We start from the raw sequence: 16,188 nt of genomic DNA, 5'->3' as shown, positions 1-16,188 counted from the left end.
AGTCATCTCATACGGTGACCCGGTGTGCCCGTCGTCCGTCCCGCATCGGCACTTGGACTCCGCTACCTCATGTCTTGGTTCGAATCACTCATCCTCGGACTCGTCCAGGGGCTGACCGAGTTCCTCCCCGTCTCCTCCAGCGCGCATCTGCGCCTGACGGCGGCCTTCTCGGGATGGGAGGACCCGGGCGCGGCCTTCACGGCGATCACTCAGATCGGCACCGAGGCCGCCGTGCTGATCTACTTCCGCAAGGACATCGGGCGGATCCTGTCCGCGTGGACGCGCTCGCTCACCAACAAGGAACTGCGCGGCGACCCCGACGCGCGGATGGGCTGGCTCGTCATCGTCGGCTCGATCCCGATCGGTGTGCTCGGCGTGACGCTGAAGGACCAGATCGAGGGACCGTTCCGCGACCTGCGGCTCACGGCGACGATGCTGATCGGCATGGGCATCGTCCTGGGCATCGCCGACCGGCTCGCCGCCCGGGACGAGAAGAGCGGCCGCCATCGCGCGCCCAAGCAGCGCAAGGCCCTGGAGGACCTGGGCGTCCGGGACGGACTGATCTACGGCGCCTGCCAGGCCATGGCCCTGATCCCGGGCGTCTCCCGCTCCGGCGCCACCATCAGCGGCGGCCTCTTCATGGGCTACACGCGCGAGGCCGCGGCCCGCTACTCCTTCCTGCTCGCCATCCCCGCGGTGCTCGCGTCCGGCCTGTTCGAGCTCAAGGACGCGACGGAGGGCGGCCATGTCTCATGGGGTCCGACGATCTTCGCGACGGTCATCGCCTTCGCGGTCGGATACGCGGTGATCGCGTGGTTCATGAAGTTCATTACGACCAAGAGCTTCATGCCGTTCGTCTACTACCGCATCGCTCTCGGCATCCTCATCATCGTCCTGGTGTCGATGGGTGAGCTCAGCCCGCACGCGGCCGAGTCGGCGGGCTGATTCGGCGGCCTGTGAGCCGCGTCTCGTGACCAACCGCATAGCGTTCCCGTAGCCGTCCGGTAGCGGTCTGTCAGTGGGTGCCCCTAGGCTGTCCGCATGTCCCCCGATTTCTCGATCCCTGGTTCCGTGCGGTCCGCTGCCGAGGTCAACGAGGAGATCCGTGCGCTGTGGCTGCGCACGGGCGGCAAGCTGTCCGCCGAGGAGCGCGCGGAGTACGAATTCCTGGTCGTCGAGTGGGCGGCCGCGATCCGCGGCGAGGTCGTCGAAGCGGCCTGATCGCCCCCGGCCCCTCCTCACTCAACTGCCCTTTTTCGTCCCACCCCTTGGCTCCACCCCCGCCATGCCCAACACTGAGCCGATGACGCAGCGCGTAGAGCTCGCCACCGTGAGGGACCGGCTGGCGGTCGACGAACTGATCACCGACTACGCGGTGGCGGTCGACGACGGCGACTGGAAGGCGTACCGAGGCCTGTTCGCCCCAGAGGGGCGGGCGGACTACCGCTCGGCCGGCGGCATCGAGGGAGAGGCCACGGCAGTCGCCTCCTGGCTCGCCGAGAGCATGCGCCTGTTCACCATGCGACAGCACCTGATCGTCAACCGGCGGGTGCGCTTCGGGATCTGGGAACAGGACACCGGCGACACGGCCCAGGTCCAGGCCGACTACGTCAACCCCATGGCCACCGCGGGCCCCGCACCCGACTTCGTGTGCGGCGGCCGGTACTCCTTCGCGCTGCTGCGCACGGGCGACGGCTGGCGGCTGAGCGCTGTGGTCGTCCAGGAGAAGTGGCGACGCCTTCCCGAGCGGCGGAAGACACCTGTGATCAACTGACCCGGCGTCCTCTGTCCTAGATCGTCCGCAGGGCGCACACTGGAGGCACCCGCGGGGTAGGAGGCGCCTATGAAGACGCTCGGCCACTGGCTCGCCTCCCCGTGGCGGCGCTCGGTCGCCACCGTGATCGCGGGCGCTCTTCCCGTACTCGCCTACCCCGCCCCGTCCCTGTGGTGGTTCGCCTACGTAGCGTTGGTCCCCTGGCTCCTGCTGCTGCGCACCGCGCCGACCGGCAAACGCGCGGCGTACGACGGCTGGTACGGCGGCTTCGGCTTCATGCTGGCGATGCACCACTGGCTGCTCCCCTTCCTGCACGTCTTCACCTTCGTCCTCGCCGCGCTGCTCGGCGCCCTGTGGGCCCTGTGGGGCCGGCTCGCACACCGGCTGCTGGCAGGCGCGCCCTCGCGGCGGCGGATCGCGGTCGCGCTTCTCGTCCTGCCGTCCGGCTGGCTGGCCGTCGAGCTGGTCCGCTCCTGGCAGGGCCTCGGCGGCCCCTGGGGCATGCTCGGCTCCAGCCAGTGGCAGGTGGAACCGGCACTGCGGCTCGCCTCGGTCGGCGGCGTGTGGCTGCTGAGCTTCCTGATCGTCGCCGTCAACGTCGCCCTCGCCGTCCTGGTGGCGGTCGAACGGGCCCGCGTGCCCGCCGTGGCCGGTCTCGTCGCCACGGCCGCCGCCACCTCGGCGGCCTGGTCCTTCGCACCCCGCCCGGACGTCGACGGCGAGGTCAGGATCGCCGTGGTCCAGCCGGGCGTCGTCGACGGCGGCAAGAGCGCGGACCGCCGCTTCGACCGGGAGGAACAGCTCACCCGCCGGCTCGCCGGGCAGGACCTCGACCTGATCGTCTGGGGCGAGAGCAGCGTCGGCTTCGACCTCGGGAACCGGCCCGACCTCGCCCGGCGGCTCGCGGCGCTCTCCCGCGCGACGGACGCCGGCATCCTGGTCAACGTCGACGCCCGGCGCTCCGACAAGCCCGGCATCTACAAGAGCTCGATCCTGATCGGCCCGGACGGCCTGACCGGCGAGCGCTACGACAAGATGCGGCTGGTGCCGTTCGGCGAGTACGTCCCGGCCCGTTCCCTGCTCGGCTGGGCCACCTCCGTCGGCAAGGCGGCCGGCGAGGACCGCAGGCGCGGCACCCAGCCGGTCGTGATGAACGTGGGGAACGGGCTGCGCGTCGGCCCGATGGTGTGCTTCGAGACCGCCTTCCCGGACATGACCCGCCACCTCGCCCGGGAAGGCGCCGACGTGCTGGTCGGCCAGTCGTCGACGTCCACCTTCCAGCGGAGCTGGGCGCCCGAGCAGCACGCCTCACTGGCCGCGCTGCGTGCCGCCGAGACCGGCCGCCCGATGGTCCACGCGACGCTGACGGGTGTCTCGGCCGTCTACGGCCCGAGCGGCCTGCGGATCGGGCCGTGGCTGGGGACGGACGCGTCCGCCGCGCACGTCTACGAGGTGCCCCTCGCCCACGGCACGACGCCGTACGTCCGCCTCGGCGACTGGACGGTGCACGGGGCGCTGCTGATCCTCGCCGCCTGGGCCGCCGGCGAGGGCGTACGGACCCTGCGGCTCAGGCGGTCCGCTCCTGAACCGCGCGTACGACCCGCTCGCACAGCTCATGGGTCTCCAGCGCGTCCCGGGCGCTGAGCACCTTCCCGGCGCGGACGGCGTCCAGGAACGCCAGCACCGCCTGCTCGATCCCGCGCTGCCGGGCCACCGGCACCCAGTCCCCGCGCCGCCGCACGGTCGGCTGCCCCTTGTGGTCGACCACCTCGGCGAGGTTGACCACCTGCCGCTTGGTGTCCTGCCCGGACACCTCGAGGATCTCCTCGGCCGAACCGCTGAGCCGGTTCATCACACCCAGCGCCGTGAAGCCGTCCCCGGCGAGCTGGAGTACCAGATGGTGCAGCAGGCCGTCCCGGACGCGGGCGCGCACGGTCACGTCGTCGACCTCGCCGGGCACCAGGAACCGCAGGGTGTCGACGACGTGGATGAAGTCGTCGAGGATCATCGTGCGCGGCTCCTCCGGCAGCCCGATGCGGTTCTTCTGCATCAGGATCAGCTCGCGCGGATGGTCGGCGCACTGCGCGTAGCCGGGGGCGTAGCGCCGGTTGAACCCGACGGCGAGGCTCACGTCCCGCTCCTCGGCGAGCGCCACCAGCCGCGCGGAGTCGTCGAGTTCGTAGGCCAGCGGCTTGTCGACGTACGTCGGTACGCCCGCTTCCAGCAGCCGCGTCACGATCTCCGGGTGCGCGAGCGTGGGCGCGTGCACGAAGGCGGCGTCGAGGCCTTGGTCGAGCAGGGAGTCGAGGGTGGTGTGGCGCCGCTCCCTCGGGACGTGGAGGCCGTCGGCGACCCGGTCGAGGGTGGCGGGCGTGCGGGTCTGCAGGTGCAGTTCGATCCCGGGCTGGAAGGCGAGGACCGGGAGGTAGGCCTTCTGCGCGATGTCGCCGAGTCCGATGCAGCCGACCTTCACGGGGGTTCTCCTCTAGCGGTTGCCTGCCGGGGTCTGCTCGGAAGCATACGGCTGGTGCGGGGGCCGCCAGTCGGCGATGCCGTCGAAGCCGCGCAGGAACAGGGCGGGCCCGGCCTTCGACAGCGCGGCCACGGCCGTGTCGCGTACGGCGATCCCGGCGCGGCTGGTCATGAGGTTGAGGCGGGCGACCTTGACGGCCTTCCGTGCGACGGCGGTCGTACGCGGCAGCCGGGCGGCGGTGTAGGCGGGGAGGTCGTCGCAGTGGTGGGCGAGGACGATCGCGTCCTCGATGGCTTGATTGCCGCCCTGGCCGAGGGTCGGGGGCATGGCGTGCGCGGCGTCGCCGACAAGGGCAGCCCGGCCGTGGTGGTAGGCGGGCAGGGGCTCGGCGATGTGGTGGACGTCGTGGCGCAGGATGTCGTCGGGGCGGGCGGCGGCCAGCACGGCGGGGATCGGGTCGTGCCAGTCGCCGAAGAGACGCAGCAGCTCGGCCTTCTCGTCGTCGGGCGCGCTTCCGCCGGCGGGCGTCATGGCGGCGGCGTAGGCGTAGACACGGCCGTCCTTGAGTGGGTGCGTGCCCCAGATGCGGCCCCTCCCCCAGGTCTCGTGCGAGGCGAACTCGGCACCGGGGACGGGGATCACGACCCGCCAGGTGGTGAACCCCGAGTACACCGTCCCCGGGTGGCCGGGGAAGAGCGCCCGGCGTACGGCGGACCGGACCCCGTCGGCGCCCACCACCAGGTCGGCCTCCAACTCGCCGTCCTCGGTGGTGACCCGGGCGGGCCGGTCGGTGTCGCCTCTGTCGGCGAGGGTCGCGGCGGCGTCCGTGCGGACGCCGCCCGGCGGGAGCTGTGCGGCCAGGCGCTCGACGAGGGTGGCGCGGTGCAGCAGCACGAGCGGGCCGCCGAAGCGCTCGGCGGCGGCGTCGGCCGAGGAGCGCGAGAGCCACCGGCCGGACGGGGTGCGCAGTCCGCCGTCCCCCGCCCAGGCGGCGAGGCCGCGGATCTCGTCGCCGAGGCCGATGACGTCCAGCGCGCGCAGGGAGTTGGGAGCGAGGGAGATGGCGGCGCCGACCGGCTCCAGCGAGCGGGCGCGCTCCAGCACGGTGACATGCCAGCCGCGCCGGTGCAGGGCTGCCCCTGCGGCGAGGCCTCCGATACCGCCGCCGATCACGACGGCCCTCCTCGACTGTGCCATGGCTCCTCCTCGACACCGCGTCGACTACAGGTGTAGTTCGCGTTCGACATTACTACAGCCGTAGTGAGACGGGTAGCGTGAGCCTCATGTCCGTAAGCACCACCGGCCCCTCCCGCGCCGACCTCGTCGCCGACACCGCCCTCGCCCTGCTCGCCGAGCGCGGGATGCGGGGCCTCACGCACCGGGCGGTCGACGAGACGGCCGGACTCCCCCAGGGCTCCACCTCGAACCTCGCGCGGACCCGGCAGGCCCTGCTGGAACTGGCGGTGCGGCGCCTGGCCGACCGCGAGGCCCGGGTCCTGGCCCTGCACGAGCTGCCGGACCCCCGGTCCGGGACCGACTCCCTCGCCAGCGTCCTGGCCCTGGCGACCCATCGCGCCCTGACGGACAACCGCGCCCTCACGCTCGCCCGCTACGAACTGGCCCTGGAGGCGACCCGCCGCCCCGAACTGCGGGCCTACTTCGACGCGACGGGCGCCCGCTTCCGCGACCGGCTCACCGCCCTGGTCACGGGGATGGGTTCGACGGACCCGGCCCGGCACACGCTGTCGCTGATCGCCTGGGCGGACGGGCTGATGTTCAGCTGTGTCGCGGGGTCGTTCGGTTCCGGGACGCCGAGCCTGGAGGAGGTACGGGCCGGGCTGCGGGAACTGCTCGCGGGGATGCTCGGCGACTGAAAACCCCTGGTCCGTCCGGGCGAGTCGGGAAAGGATGCGGGCATGACCATCGAGCGCACCGAACCCGCCACCGACGCCGCCGAACGCGCCATGCTGGAAGGCTGGCTCGACTATCACCGGAATACTCTCGCCTGGAAATGCGAGGGCCTGAGCGACGAACAGCTCAGGAAAGCCTCCGTGGAGCCCTCCGAACTGTCCCTGATGGGGCTGGTGCGGCACATGGCGGAGGTGGAGCGGGGCTGGTTCCGCAAGGTGCTGACGAACGAGGACGCGCCGCCGATCTACTACAGCGACGAGGACCGGGACGGCGAGTTCCATCTGACCGAGGCGGACACCTACCAGGAGGCGTATGCCACCTGGCAGGCCGAGATCGAGACCGCCCGGCGCAACGCCGCCCGCTTCGCCCTGGACGATCTCTCCGAGGGCAGACACCGCCGCACCGGCGAGCAGTTCAACCTGCGCTGGATCTACACCCACATGATCGAGGAGTACGCCCGGCACAACGGCCACGCCGATCTGATCCGCGAGCGCCTCGACGGCTCGACCGGCGACTGACGTCACCCACGACCCACCGGCGACCTCCGTACGGGGCGGGACATCACCCGTGCGGGGCATCCTCCGCCTGTCCGCTGTCCCACCAGGGGCCGGACGCACCAGAGTTGCGCGGGTGCATCGAACGACGACCACAGCGACGCTCCTGGTGACCGTGGCGGTCTCGGCCCTCTCCGGCTGTGTGACGGTCCAGGATCCCCCCGTTCCCGGGCCGCCGGCGGCACCGTCCCGGCCGCCCGCGCCCCGGCCGGAGGAGCAGGTCGTGCAGGCACCGGCCCGGGAGGCCCTGGAACTCATCGAGGGGTCGCGCCGCCCGGAGCCGTCCGCGTCCGCGCCCCGACGGACCACGCCCCCGTCGGCCTCGCCGCGGCAGGAGCAGCGGCCGTCCGGCACGCTCGACGCCCGCCCGCGCCCCGCCCGCCCGGAGCGCCGGGCACCGGCCCCGCGCAGCCCGCAGCGGCCACCCGCCGACCTGCCCGACGTCTCCGAGTCGGTACGGCAGGACGTCCACAAGAACGTCCCGAAGAGCGCGGACGTGTGCGCGCTGGGCACGCGCTACGGGGGGTGGCGGGCGGACAGCCCGGAGTCGACGATCTGCCGTGACACGTACCGGCGTTGACCGACCGGCTCAGGGCCGCTGCCGGGGCGGCGTCCAGGACTCGGTCCCTCCGCCGCCTTCCCCGAGCCGGGACTCCAGCCGTTCGATGGCGGCCCACACGCCGTCGCCGTACCTGTCGTCGGCGAGGGCGGCGGCAGTTCTCCTGGCCCGTCGCAGATGGGTGCGGGCCGCGTCGCACTGGCCGAGCTTGAGGTAGTCGTCGGCCAGGTTCAGGTGCAGGGACGGGTAGAACGCGCGCACCGCGAGAGCGCCTTCGGGCGAGGCGGGCCGGCCGTCCTCGGAGATCTCCTGCGCCGCCGTCAACGCACGCAGGTCCCAGGCCAGTTCGTCCCCGGGGTCGTCCTGCGTGTCGGCCAGGTAGTGCGCGAGGGTGCAGCGGTGCAGGGGGTCGCCGTGCTCCCCGATCTCCGCCCACAGGTCCAGGAACCGGTGCCGGGCCTCCTCCCGGTCCCCCGCGTGGTGCAGCATGACGACCTGCCCGATCCGTGTCAGCACGGTGTCCGGCGCCGTCTGCTCCTGTCGCTCCATCGCCACGCCCTCCGCGCACTCGCCGGCTGATCCTCCGACGCTAACCGGAGAGGGAGGCGATGCGGCTCAGGCCGGTCCGTACGCGCGGGGCCTTCCGGGAGGAAGGCCCCGCCGTCCGCCGCCCGTCCTCAGCCCAGGTTCGGGATCGTCCAGTCGATCGGCTCGTGCCCCTGCGCGGCCACCGCAGCGTCGATCTGCGTGAACGGACGCGAGCCGAAGAACTTCTTCGCCGACAGCGGCGACGGATGCGCGCCCTTGACCACCACATGCCGCGACTCGTCGATCAGCGGGAGCTTCTTCTGCGCGTAGTTCCCCCACAGCACGAACACCGCCGGGTCGGGCCGGTCGGCGACCGCGCGGATCACGGCGTCGGTGAACCTCTCCCAGCCGCGGCCCTTGTGCGAGTTGGCCTCGCCGCCCCGGACCGTGAGCACCGCGTTGAGCAGCAGGACGCCCTGTTCGGCCCACGGCATCAGATAGCCGTTGTCCGGGACCGGCGCGCCCAGCTCCTCGTGCATCTCCTTGTAGATGTTGCGCAGGGACGGCGGGATCCGCACACCCGGCCGGACCGAGAAGCACAGCCCGTGCCCCTGGCCCTCTCCGTGGTAAGGGTCCTGACCGAGGATCAGGACCTTCACCTTCTCGTACGGCGTGGCGTCCAGCGCGGCGAAGACCTCCTCCCGCGGCGGATGCACGGGACCCTTCGCCCGCTCCTCCTCGACGAACTCCGTCAGCTCCTTGAAATAGGGCTGCTGCAGCTCGTCGCCCAGAACCCCGCGCCAGGACTCGGGCAGCATGGCGGTGTCGGTCACGTCAACGTCCTCACGATGTGCGGTCACTTCCAGGCCTCAGAACCTACAGGCGACCACTGACAACGTGCCCGGGAAGCCCGGTGCCGACCCGCCTACCAGGCGGTCTTGCGGTGCAGCTCCCACATCATCATGATCGTCGACGGGTCCAGGGCCCGCTCCGCGCCCGAGACGTCCCTGCTGGCGGCCACGTACTGCCTGCCCTGCCACAGCGGCAGCAGTCGCGCGTCGTCCACCAGGATCCGCTGGGCCTCCTCGAACTCCTTCTCCACGTTCGCGCGGTCGCTCTCGCGGCGCGAGCGGGGCAGCAGGTCGCCGGTGATCTCGGGGGCCGGGTAGGGCGTTCCGAGGGCGTTCTGCTCGCCGACGAACGGCGCGATGAAGTTCTCGGCGTCCGGGAAGTCGGGGAACCAGCCACGCCCGAACACCGGGTACTCGCCCTTCTGGTAGCCCTCGACGTACGTCTTCCAGGGGCGGCTCTTCAGGCTGATCGTGAAGAGGCCGGAGGCCTCGAGCTGGCGCTTCAGCTCCTTGAACTCCTCGGCGGTCTCGGAGCCGTAGCGGTCGCTCGTGTACCAGAAGGTGAGCGGGACCCGCTGGTTGATGCCCGCGTCGCTGAGGATCTCGCGGGCCTTGTCGACGTCGGGGTCGCCGTAGTCGTCGAAGAAGCCCGTGGTGTGGCCCGCGAGGCCCTTGGGGACCATGGAGTACAGCGGGTCGACGGTGTCCTTGTAGACCTTGTGCGTGATCGCCGCCCGGTCGATGACCTGCGCGATGGCCTGGCGCACGGGCTTGCGCTTGGCCCAGGAGTCCTTCGGGTTGAACACCAGGTAGTTGATGTCCGTGCCCGTGCCGTCGACGAGCTGGATCTCCTCCTCGTTGGAGGACTTGCTCTGGAGGTCGACGACGTCGCCGGCGGCCAGACCGCGGTAGGTCACGTCGATCTGCTCGTCGCGCAGGGCCTTGACCATGGCGCCGGAGTCCTGGAAGTAGCGGATGGTCACCGCGTCGTTCCGGCGCTCCGCGTAGCCCTTGTAACCGTCGTTGCGGACGAGGGCGGCCTCCTTGCCCTCCTCGTACGAGTCGAGCGTGTAGGGCCCGGACCCGACGGCGTCGCCGCCCTTGCGCAGGGAGTTCTCCGGGTAGGCCTGCGGGGAGACGATCGACATGGCGGGGGTGGCGAGCACGAACGGGAAGGTCGCGTCGGGCTTGTTGAGGTGGAAGATCACCTCACGCTCGTTCGGTGCCTGGACCCGCTCGAGGCTGCCCAGCAGACCGGCGGGGCCGCCGTTGACGTTGATCTTGCGGATCCGGTCGAAGGAGTACTTGACCGCCTGGGCGTCCAGCGCGTCGCCGTTGGAGAACTTCAGGCCCTCGCGCAGCTCGCAGCGGTACACCTGGTTCGAGGAGTCGCTGAAGCCGCACTGCTCGGCGGCGTCCGGCTGGGGGTCGCTCGCGCCCGTCGGATAGCTCAGCAGCGTCTGGTAGATGTTGCGGAACAACTCCCAGGAGCTGTCCCACGACGCCGCGGGATCGAGCGTGCTGGGCGCACTGGTGGTGCCCACGACGATCGGCCCCTCGTCCTCCGGGGTGTCGGACGACAACACGCCACACCCGGCGAGAAGGGACGATATGGACGCGATGGCCGCCACCTGCCGCAGGCATCGGTTCCGGTTGAACACGCGCACGCTCCTCGATCTGCCATACCAAGGGTCGGCAGACCATACCGCAGTGCCCGGCCCGCCGCCCCTCCCGGTGCATGACTCCTTGATCGATAAACCTTTGACGACGTTGTCATCGCCCTTTGCGAGGGCTTTACGTCGGCACGGGCGCCGCTGGTGTCCAGGGGCGCCCGTGCCGAACCGCGTGCGTCAGCCCGTGCCGGCGTTGAGGAAGATGCCGCCGTCCACGACGAGCGTCTGGCCGGTGACCCAGTCGGACTGCCCGGAGGTGAGGAACGCGGCCGCGCCGCCGATGTCGGAGGGCACGCCGAGGCGGCCGAGCGGGTAGGCCGCGGCGGCCTCCTCCTCCCGGCCCTCGTACAGGGCCTGCGCGAACTTGGTCTTCACGACGGCCGGGGCGATCGCGTTGACCCGCACCTTGGGCGCGTACTCGTGCGCGAGCTGCACCGTCAGGTTGATCATCGCCGCCTTGCTGATGCCGTACGCGCCGATGAACGGCGAGGGCGAGAGGCCGGCGACCGAGGCGATGTTGACGATGGCGCCGCCGTTGTCCTTCTGCCAGGCGTGCCAGGTCTTCTGGGCGAAGCCGAGCGCGGAGACCACGTTGGTCTCGAAGACCTTGCGCGCGACGTTCAGGTCGAGGTCGGCGATCGGCCCGAACACCGGGTTCGTACCGGCGTTGTTGACCAGGAAGTCGACGCGGCCGAAGGCCTCCATCGTGCGCTCGACGGCGACGGCCTGGTGGGCCTCGTCGTGCGCCTTGCCCGCGACATAGATCGCGCGGTCGGCGCCGAGCTGTTCGACGGCCTCCTTGAGGGAGTCCTCGTTGCGGCCGGTGACGCACACGCGGTCGCCGCGCGCGACGAGCGCCTCGGCGACGCCGTAGCCGATGCCGCGGCTGCCGCCCGTGACGAGGGCGACCTTGCCGGAGAGTTCCACGGAAGTCATGTCTGTCGTCCTCTAGTCGAGCGGTCCGCCGGCCACGTACAGCACCTGGCCGGAGACGAACCCGGCCGCCTCGCCCGTGAAGAAGGCGATGGCGTTGGCGATGTCGTCCGGCTCACCGACGCGGGCCACCGGGATCTGGGTGGCGGCGGCGGCCTTGAAGTCCTCGAAGCCCATGCCGACGCGGTCGGCGGTGGCCTTGGTCATCTCGGTGGCGATGAAGCCGGGGGCGACGGCGTTGGCGGTCACGCCGAACTTGCCGAGCTCCTTGGCGAGGGTCTTGGTGAAGCCCTGCAGACCCGCCTTGGCCGCCGAGTAGTTCACCTGGCCGCGGTTGCCCAGCGCCGAGGACGACGAGAGGTTGACGATCCGGCCGAATCCCGCGTCCACCATGTGCTTCTGACAGGCCTTGGACATCAGGAAGGCGCCGCGCAGGTGCACGTTCATGACGGTGTCCCAGTCGGAGACGCTCATCTTGAACAGCAGGTTGTCGCGCAGCACGCCCGCGTTGTTGACCAGGATCGTCGGCGCGCCGAGCTCCTCGGCGACACGGGCGATCGCGGCCTCGACCTGGGCCTCGTCGGAGACGTCGGCGCCGACCGCGATGGCCTTGCCGCCCGCCGCGGTGATCTTCTCGACGGTGTCCTTGCAGGCGGCCTCGTCGAGGTCGATCACGGCGACCGCGCGGCCCTCGGCGGCCAGTCGTACGGCGGTGGCGGCACCGATACCGCGCGCGGCACCGGTGACTACGGCGACCCGCTGCTCAGTGGTGGACATGGCTGCTTCTCCTCAGGTGAGCGACCGCTTAGTACCTTCAGTGGGTGTGACGCTAGAAGCCCTGGCACGCGGTGTCAACGGCCACGGCCCGCGTGTGATCCATTACCTCACCAGCAGGTCGAGCAGGCGCTCCGTCTCCGCCGCCGGATCCGTGGTCAGCCCGGTGTGCACGGGCCCGGGCTGGACGATCGTCGAGCGGGGGGCGACGATCCAGCGGAAACGGCGGCCGGGGTCGTCGCTCGCGGCCTGGCCGGCCGCGGGGCCGCCCGCGCAGATGTTCTCCACGGCGCGCAGCGCGGCCCGGACGCCGGCGACGTCCGCCCGGGGGTCGAGTGCCAGCAGCCGTGCCTCGTCGAGGTGGGTGCGCGCGCCGACGTAGGACTCGGCACGGCAGTAGACGAGGACCCCGGCGTTGATGCACTCGCCGCGCTCGACGCGCGGGACGACGCGCAGGACGGCGTACTCGTAGATCTGGCGGTCCCGTGTCCCGCCCCTGATGATGTGCCGGTCGCTCACTCTGTCCCCCGGATGCGGTCGTGGATGACGGCGGCCCGCGCGAGCAGCGGCCGCGCGTAGGCCTGCCTCAGGTCGTCCGGCGCGTCGAAGCCGGGCTCGTCGGCCAGCCAGGCGTCCGGGATCCGCGCGGTGACCTCGGCGAGCAGTTCCCCGGTGACCAGGGGCGCCAACTCGGCCGCGGCGGAGGCGACATCGGGCGCGAAGGGCGCCAGGGCGTGGTCGGAGGCGTCGTAGGGGCGGTCCGCCGAGGCCTGCGCGCCGGGCCAGTTGTGGTGCCAGATCATGGTCGCGCCGTGGTCGACGAGCCACAACTCGCCCCGCCACATCAGCAGGTTGGGGTTGCGCCAGGACCGGTCGACGTTGTTGACCAGCGCGTCGAACCAGACGATCCGTCCGGCCTCCTCGGGGCTCACCCGGAAGGCGAGTGGGTCGAAGCCGAGCGCGCCGGAGAGGAAGTCCATGCCGAGGTTGGTGCCGCCGCTGGACCTGAGCAGGTTCTGCACCTCCTGGTCGGGCTCGCCCAGCCCCAGCTCCGGGTCGAGCTCGACCGTGACCAGGCGGGGCACCCGCAGCCCCAGCCGGCGGGCGAGCTCCCCGCAGACCACCTCGGCGACGAGCGTCTTGCGGCCCTGTCCCGCGCCGCTGAACTTCAGGACGTACATCCCGTGGTCGTCGGCCTCGACGAGTCCCGGCAGCGAACCGCCCTCGCGCAGCGGCGCGATGAATCGGGTCGCGATCACTTCCTTGAGCATCGCCCCAGGTTACTGAGGTGGACGGGGGCTCGGGTGCCGGCCTCGCGGAGGCGGGCCGGAACCCGACAGCGAACCGACAGCTCCGCTTTGCCCACGCCGTTCCGCGAACGGGTCAGGATCTCGACATTGTCTGAACAGCCGGTCCTCAAGGGCCGTACCTCTGCGCAGATCACGAATCCCCGGAAGGAACGTCAGCATGACCAGCGAATCAGTTCAGCCGATGTCCGGACCGAGCCGCCGTGCCGTCGTGGCGGCAGCTGGCGCGGCGGGGCTCACCGTCGCGCTGACGGCGTGCGGGTCGGACGACAAGGCATCCGGCTCGTCCACCGAACAGGGCTCCGGCGGCAGTGCTTCATCGCCCGAGGCGGGCGCCGGTGGCGCGGCACTCGCGAAGACGGCGGACATCCCCGAGGGAAGCGGCAAGATCTTCAAGGACGAGAAGGTCGTGGTCTCCCAGCCGGCCGCGGGCCAGTACAAGGCGTTCTCGACGATCTGCACCCACCGGGACTGTCCGATGGTGGACCTCAAGGACGACATCATCTCCTGCACGTGCCACGGCAGTGAGTTCTCCGTCCTCGACGGCAGCGTGAAGAAGGGGCCGGCCGTCGAACCGCTGGCGGCGAAGCAGGTGACCGTGAACGGCGACTCGATCACGCTCGCCTGACCTCACGCGCTCGCTTCAGACACGCCAGTACCTCGTCCGTGGTCGCGACCGTGGCGACCAACGCGAGGGTGTGGCGGATCATCGCGGGGGTGTAGTCGGACGGCACCCCCGCGATGGCGTCGGCCGGGACGACGGCGGTGTAGCCGCGGTTCACGGCGTCGAACACGGCGTTGGGAACGGCCACGTTGGCCGATACGCCGGTGACGATCAGGGTGCGGCAGCCGAGGTTGCGCAGCAGCGGATCGACATCGGTGCCCTGGAGGGGCGACAGCCCGTGCAGGCGTCGTACGACGAGGTCCTCCTCGGCGACCACGATGGGGGCCGCGACCCGCACCGCCGGCGAGCCGGACAGCTGCTGCACCGGCAGGCGTGCGGCGGCCCGGAAGAGGCGGGCGTTGCGGTTGGCGCCGCGGCCGTCGGGGCGGCGCTCGGCGACGGCGTGGACGACCTGGACACCGCCTTCGTGGGCGGCGTCCACCAGGCGGGCGACATTGGCGAGAACTCCGCCGGAGCGGGCCTCGGCGGCGAGTTCGGGCAGTGCGCTGTCCGCTCCGACGACGCCCTCCTGGCACTCGACGGTGAGCAGCACGGTGGTCCGCGGATCGAGGAGTTCGCTGAGTTCTTCGTACGAGGGCACGGTTCCCCCTGGGCGCCGACGGCGGGTCGGGGGAGCGTAGCCACCGTTGCTAACGGAGGGAAGAGCACTCATTCTTTTCTGACGTGATGTCAGAGGATCTCCTCTGACACGACGTGAGAAGAAGAAAGAGGGGGAGCATGACCGTCACGCAGCAGCGCCGGGGCCGGAAGATCATGATGACGCCGGGCGAGCTGGACGATTTCCTCACCACGCAGCGCACCTGCCGGGTCGCCACGATCTCGGCGGACGGCGCTCCGCACGTGAGCACACTGTGGTTCGCCTGGGACGGCGCCTCGATGTGGCTGTACTCGGTGGTTCGCAGCAAGCGGTGGACCGACCTCAGGCGCGACCCTCGGGTGGCGATCGTGGTCGACACCGGCGAGGAGTACGACGAGCTGCGCGGCGCCGAGCTGTCGGGCGCCGTCGAGTTCGTGGGCGAGATACCGCGCACCGGTGAGCTGCGCGCCGAGCTCGACGTCCCGGAGACGCTGTTCGCCCGGAAGAACTTCGGCCTTGAGGAGATGCCGCACGACGGCCGGCACGCCTGGGTGCGTCTGACCCCGCAGAAGATCGTCTCCTGGGACTTCCGCAAGCTCGGGCCTGCCTGAGAAGCACGGGAGGCGGCGCTGAGCGCTCAGGTGACGCTCTCCCCCGCCGCCCGCAGGGCCTCGACCGCGGCCCTGATCGACGGGCGGCGGTCGGCGTCCGCGCGCCAGACGACGTACACATGCCGCCGCACCCGCTGCCTGACCGGGACGGTCACGACGCCGTCGGGCACCGGGTGGCGGCCGAGCAGCGGGGCGATGCACACCCCGAGGCCGGCGGCGACCAGCCCGAGCTGCGTATGGGTCTCGGCGGCACGATGGCCCACGATCGGCTCGATGCCCTTCGAGCGGAGCGTGAACATCAGCCACTCGTGGCAGAACTCGCCCTCGCCCCAGGTGATCCACTCGTCGTCGGCGAAGTCGGCGAGGTCCACCTCGTCCCGCCCCGCGAGCCGGTGGTCCACCGGCATGGCGACATCGGCGGGGTCGTCCAGGATCGGCGCCTTGACCAGGCCGTCGGGCAGCGCCATCGGCTTGTTGTGCCAGTCGAGCACCACGGCGAGGTCGAGGTCGCCGCGCACGACTCCGGCGATTCCGTGCTCCGGCTCCAGCTCGCAGGAGCGCAGCCGGAGCGCTGGATGCCGCTCGCGCAGCGCGGACAGCGCGTGCGGGAACAGGCCGCGGGCGGCCGTCGGGAACGCCGACAGCCGCAGCTCGCCGACGACCTCCCCGCGCTGCGCCTCCAGGTCGGACCGGGCGAGTTCGACCTGGGACAGGATGCGCGCGGCATGCTCGGCGAGCAGCCGGCCCGCGTCGGTGAGCCGCACGCCCCGGCCGTTCTTGGCGAGCAGTCGCTGGCCGACCTCCCGCTCCAGCTTGGACATCTGCTGGGAGACGGCGGAGGTCGTGATGTGCAGGCCCTCGGCCGCGCCGCTGACCGAGCCGTGCCGCGCGAGGGCGTCGAGGGTGCGCAGGCGCTCCAGATTCAACACCTAAGCGATGCTACGCAATATCGGGTGCGAATTCTCGATTGTGCTACGC

Annotated in this window: 20 protein-coding genes; 9 read left to right on the top strand and 11 right to left on the bottom strand. The window is 71.3% G+C overall.

Features of this window, described 5'->3' with window-relative positions; genetic code table 11:
* Positions 1-69 precede the first annotated feature (69 nt).
* The 4 genes from ACFT4A_RS00275 to lnt all read left to right on the top strand — a co-directional run bounded on the left by ACFT4A_RS00275 (position 70) and on the right by lnt (position 3,418).
* Positions 70-945 carry an undecaprenyl-diphosphate phosphatase gene (locus ACFT4A_RS00275; protein ID WP_382824509.1) on the top strand — a complete coding sequence of 292 codons (876 nt, stop codon included), beginning with the start codon at positions 70-72 and terminating at the stop codon, positions 943-945.
* A 96-nt stretch (positions 946-1,041) separates the two neighbouring features.
* On the top strand, positions 1,042-1,221 hold the full coding sequence (locus ACFT4A_RS00270; protein ID WP_215122774.1) for a hypothetical protein: 180 nt from the start codon (positions 1,042-1,044) through the stop codon (positions 1,219-1,221).
* Positions 1,222-1,303: 82 nt separating this feature from the next.
* Positions 1,304-1,774 (top strand): nuclear transport factor 2 family protein, encoded by a 471-nt coding sequence (locus ACFT4A_RS00265; protein ID WP_382824506.1) that lies wholly within the window; start codon positions 1,304-1,306, stop codon positions 1,772-1,774.
* 69 nt (positions 1,775-1,843) lie between these two features.
* Positions 1,844-3,418 (top strand): apolipoprotein N-acyltransferase, encoded by a 1,575-nt coding sequence (gene lnt, locus ACFT4A_RS00260; protein ID WP_382824504.1) that lies wholly within the window; start codon positions 1,844-1,846, stop codon positions 3,416-3,418.
* Here lnt and ACFT4A_RS00255 read toward each other — a convergent pair.
* Both ACFT4A_RS00255 and ACFT4A_RS00250 read right to left on the bottom strand, forming a co-directional pair.
* A complete protein-coding gene (locus ACFT4A_RS00255) occupies positions 3,342-4,247 on the bottom strand; it encodes a Gfo/Idh/MocA family protein (protein WP_382824502.1) in 906 nt (301 codons plus the stop codon). The genes lnt and ACFT4A_RS00255 overlap by 77 nt on opposite strands.
* A 12-nt stretch (positions 4,248-4,259) precedes the next feature.
* Positions 4,260-5,444 carry an FAD-dependent monooxygenase gene (locus ACFT4A_RS00250; RefSeq protein ID WP_382824500.1) on the bottom strand — a complete coding sequence of 395 codons (1,185 nt, stop codon included), beginning with the start codon at positions 5,442-5,444 and terminating at the stop codon, positions 4,260-4,262.
* 86 nt (positions 5,445-5,530) lie between these two features.
* Between ACFT4A_RS00250 and ACFT4A_RS00245 the strand changes: the two genes are divergently transcribed.
* The 3 genes from ACFT4A_RS00245 to ACFT4A_RS00235 all read left to right on the top strand — a co-directional run bounded on the left by ACFT4A_RS00245 (position 5,531) and on the right by ACFT4A_RS00235 (position 7,292).
* Entirely contained in the window at positions 5,531-6,121 is a 591-nt protein-coding gene (locus ACFT4A_RS00245; RefSeq protein ID WP_382824499.1) for a TetR/AcrR family transcriptional regulator, read from the top strand.
* Between the two features lie 42 nt (positions 6,122-6,163).
* Positions 6,164-6,676 (top strand): DinB family protein, encoded by a 513-nt coding sequence (locus tag ACFT4A_RS00240; RefSeq protein WP_382824497.1) that lies wholly within the window; start codon positions 6,164-6,166, stop codon positions 6,674-6,676.
* A 112-nt stretch (positions 6,677-6,788) separates the two neighbouring features.
* Positions 6,789-7,292, top strand: a complete 504-nt coding sequence (locus ACFT4A_RS00235; protein ID WP_382824495.1) for a hypothetical protein — start codon at positions 6,789-6,791, stop codon at positions 7,290-7,292.
* Between the two features lie 9 nt (positions 7,293-7,301).
* On the opposite strand, the gene ACFT4A_RS00230 is transcribed toward ACFT4A_RS00235, so the two are convergent.
* The 7 genes from ACFT4A_RS00230 to ACFT4A_RS00200 all read right to left on the bottom strand — a co-directional run bounded on the left by ACFT4A_RS00230 (position 7,302) and on the right by ACFT4A_RS00200 (position 13,301).
* Positions 7,302-7,820 carry a hypothetical protein gene (locus ACFT4A_RS00230; RefSeq protein ID WP_382824493.1) on the bottom strand — a complete coding sequence of 173 codons (519 nt, stop codon included), beginning with the start codon at positions 7,818-7,820 and terminating at the stop codon, positions 7,302-7,304.
* Positions 7,821-7,948: 128 nt separating this feature from the next.
* Positions 7,949-8,632, bottom strand: coding sequence for a uracil-DNA glycosylase (ung, locus tag ACFT4A_RS00225; RefSeq protein WP_382824492.1), 684 nt, complete (start codon positions 8,630-8,632; stop codon positions 7,949-7,951).
* Positions 8,633-8,724: 92 nt separating this feature from the next.
* Positions 8,725-10,311 carry an ABC transporter substrate-binding protein gene (locus ACFT4A_RS00220; RefSeq protein ID WP_382824490.1) on the bottom strand — a complete coding sequence of 529 codons (1,587 nt, stop codon included), beginning with the start codon at positions 10,309-10,311 and terminating at the stop codon, positions 8,725-8,727.
* A gap of 189 nt (positions 10,312-10,500) precedes the next feature.
* Positions 10,501-11,259: an SDR family oxidoreductase gene (locus tag ACFT4A_RS00215; RefSeq protein ID WP_193482095.1), complete on the bottom strand. Its 759-nt coding sequence runs from the start codon at positions 11,257-11,259 to the stop codon at positions 10,501-10,503.
* 12 nt (positions 11,260-11,271) lie between these two features.
* Positions 11,272-12,033 (bottom strand): 3-oxoacyl-ACP reductase FabG, encoded by a 762-nt coding sequence (fabG, locus tag ACFT4A_RS00210; RefSeq protein ID WP_189724524.1) that lies wholly within the window; start codon positions 12,031-12,033, stop codon positions 11,272-11,274.
* Between the two features lie 102 nt (positions 12,034-12,135).
* On the bottom strand, positions 12,136-12,549 hold the full coding sequence (locus ACFT4A_RS00205) for a DUF3037 domain-containing protein (protein ID WP_382824488.1): 414 nt from the start codon (positions 12,547-12,549) through the stop codon (positions 12,136-12,138).
* Positions 12,546-13,301, bottom strand: a complete 756-nt coding sequence (locus ACFT4A_RS00200; RefSeq protein ID WP_382824486.1) for a HipA family kinase — start codon at positions 13,299-13,301, stop codon at positions 12,546-12,548. Before ACFT4A_RS00200 ends, ACFT4A_RS00205 begins: the two co-directional genes overlap by 4 nt.
* A gap of 196 nt (positions 13,302-13,497) precedes the next feature.
* Here ACFT4A_RS00200 and ACFT4A_RS00195 point away from each other — a divergent pair, with 196 nt between their 5' ends.
* The gene (locus ACFT4A_RS00195; RefSeq protein WP_382824484.1) at positions 13,498-13,965 is read left to right on the top strand and encodes a Rieske (2Fe-2S) protein; all 468 of its coding nucleotides are present in this window, start codon (positions 13,498-13,500) and stop codon (positions 13,963-13,965) included.
* Here the strand turns inward: ACFT4A_RS00195 and ACFT4A_RS00190 are convergent.
* Positions 13,952-14,602: a cysteine hydrolase gene (locus ACFT4A_RS00190; protein WP_382824482.1), complete on the bottom strand. Its 651-nt coding sequence runs from the start codon at positions 14,600-14,602 to the stop codon at positions 13,952-13,954. The two genes, ACFT4A_RS00195 and ACFT4A_RS00190, sit on opposite strands and share 14 nt — an antisense overlap.
* A 137-nt stretch (positions 14,603-14,739) precedes the next feature.
* On the opposite strand from ACFT4A_RS00190, the gene ACFT4A_RS00185 reads away from it, so the two are divergent.
* Complete coding sequence (locus ACFT4A_RS00185) at positions 14,740-15,210, top strand: pyridoxamine 5'-phosphate oxidase family protein (RefSeq protein ID WP_215122756.1); 471 nt, start codon at positions 14,740-14,742, stop codon at positions 15,208-15,210.
* Between the two features lie 26 nt (positions 15,211-15,236).
* On the opposite strand, the gene ACFT4A_RS00180 is transcribed toward ACFT4A_RS00185, so the two are convergent.
* Complete coding sequence (locus tag ACFT4A_RS00180) at positions 15,237-16,139, bottom strand: LysR family transcriptional regulator (RefSeq protein ID WP_382824480.1); 903 nt, start codon at positions 16,137-16,139, stop codon at positions 15,237-15,239.
* Between the last annotated feature and the right edge of the window lie 49 nt (positions 16,140-16,188).

Origin of the sequence: Streptomyces sp. NPDC057099 (assembly GCF_042671245.1) — a bacterium.
GTDB classification, from domain to species: domain Bacteria; phylum Actinomycetota; class Actinomycetes; order Streptomycetales; family Streptomycetaceae; genus Streptomyces; species Streptomyces purpurascens.
The sequence above is the reverse complement of the archived record's forward strand: the minus strand, read 5'-3'. Positions and strand labels throughout refer to the sequence as shown.

What these genes read in the sequence shown, in the direction of transcription:
- ACFT4A_RS00275 (WP_382824509.1), top strand. Translation starts at nt 70, where the DNA reads ATGTCTTGGTTCGAATCACTCATCCTCGGACTCGTCCAGGGGCTGACC.
- ACFT4A_RS00270 (WP_215122774.1), top strand. Translation starts at nt 1,042, where the DNA reads ATGTCCCCCGATTTCTCGATCCCTGGTTCCGTGCGGTCCGCTGCCGAG.
- ACFT4A_RS00265 (WP_382824506.1), top strand. Translation starts at nt 1,304, where the DNA reads ATGACGCAGCGCGTAGAGCTCGCCACCGTGAGGGACCGGCTGGCGGTC.
- lnt (WP_382824504.1), top strand. Translation starts at nt 1,844, where the DNA reads ATGAAGACGCTCGGCCACTGGCTCGCCTCCCCGTGGCGGCGCTCGGTC.
- ACFT4A_RS00250 (WP_382824500.1), bottom strand. Translation starts at nt 5,444, where the DNA reads ATGGCACAGTCGAGGAGGGCCGTCGTGATCGGCGGCGGTATCGGAGGC.
- ACFT4A_RS00245 (WP_382824499.1), top strand. Translation starts at nt 5,531, where the DNA reads ATGTCCGTAAGCACCACCGGCCCCTCCCGCGCCGACCTCGTCGCCGAC.
- ACFT4A_RS00240 (WP_382824497.1), top strand. Translation starts at nt 6,164, where the DNA reads ATGACCATCGAGCGCACCGAACCCGCCACCGACGCCGCCGAACGCGCC.
- ACFT4A_RS00230 (WP_382824493.1), bottom strand. Translation starts at nt 7,820, where the DNA reads ATGGAGCGACAGGAGCAGACGGCGCCGGACACCGTGCTGACACGGATC.
- ACFT4A_RS00215 (WP_193482095.1), bottom strand. Translation starts at nt 11,259, where the DNA reads ATGACTTCCGTGGAACTCTCCGGCAAGGTCGCCCTCGTCACGGGCGGC.
- fabG (WP_189724524.1), bottom strand. Translation starts at nt 12,033, where the DNA reads ATGTCCACCACTGAGCAGCGGGTCGCCGTAGTCACCGGTGCCGCGCGC.
- ACFT4A_RS00200 (WP_382824486.1), bottom strand. Translation starts at nt 13,301, where the DNA reads ATGCTCAAGGAAGTGATCGCGACCCGATTCATCGCGCCGCTGCGCGAG.
- ACFT4A_RS00195 (WP_382824484.1), top strand. Translation starts at nt 13,498, where the DNA reads ATGACCAGCGAATCAGTTCAGCCGATGTCCGGACCGAGCCGCCGTGCC.
- ACFT4A_RS00185 (WP_215122756.1), top strand. Translation starts at nt 14,740, where the DNA reads ATGACCGTCACGCAGCAGCGCCGGGGCCGGAAGATCATGATGACGCCG.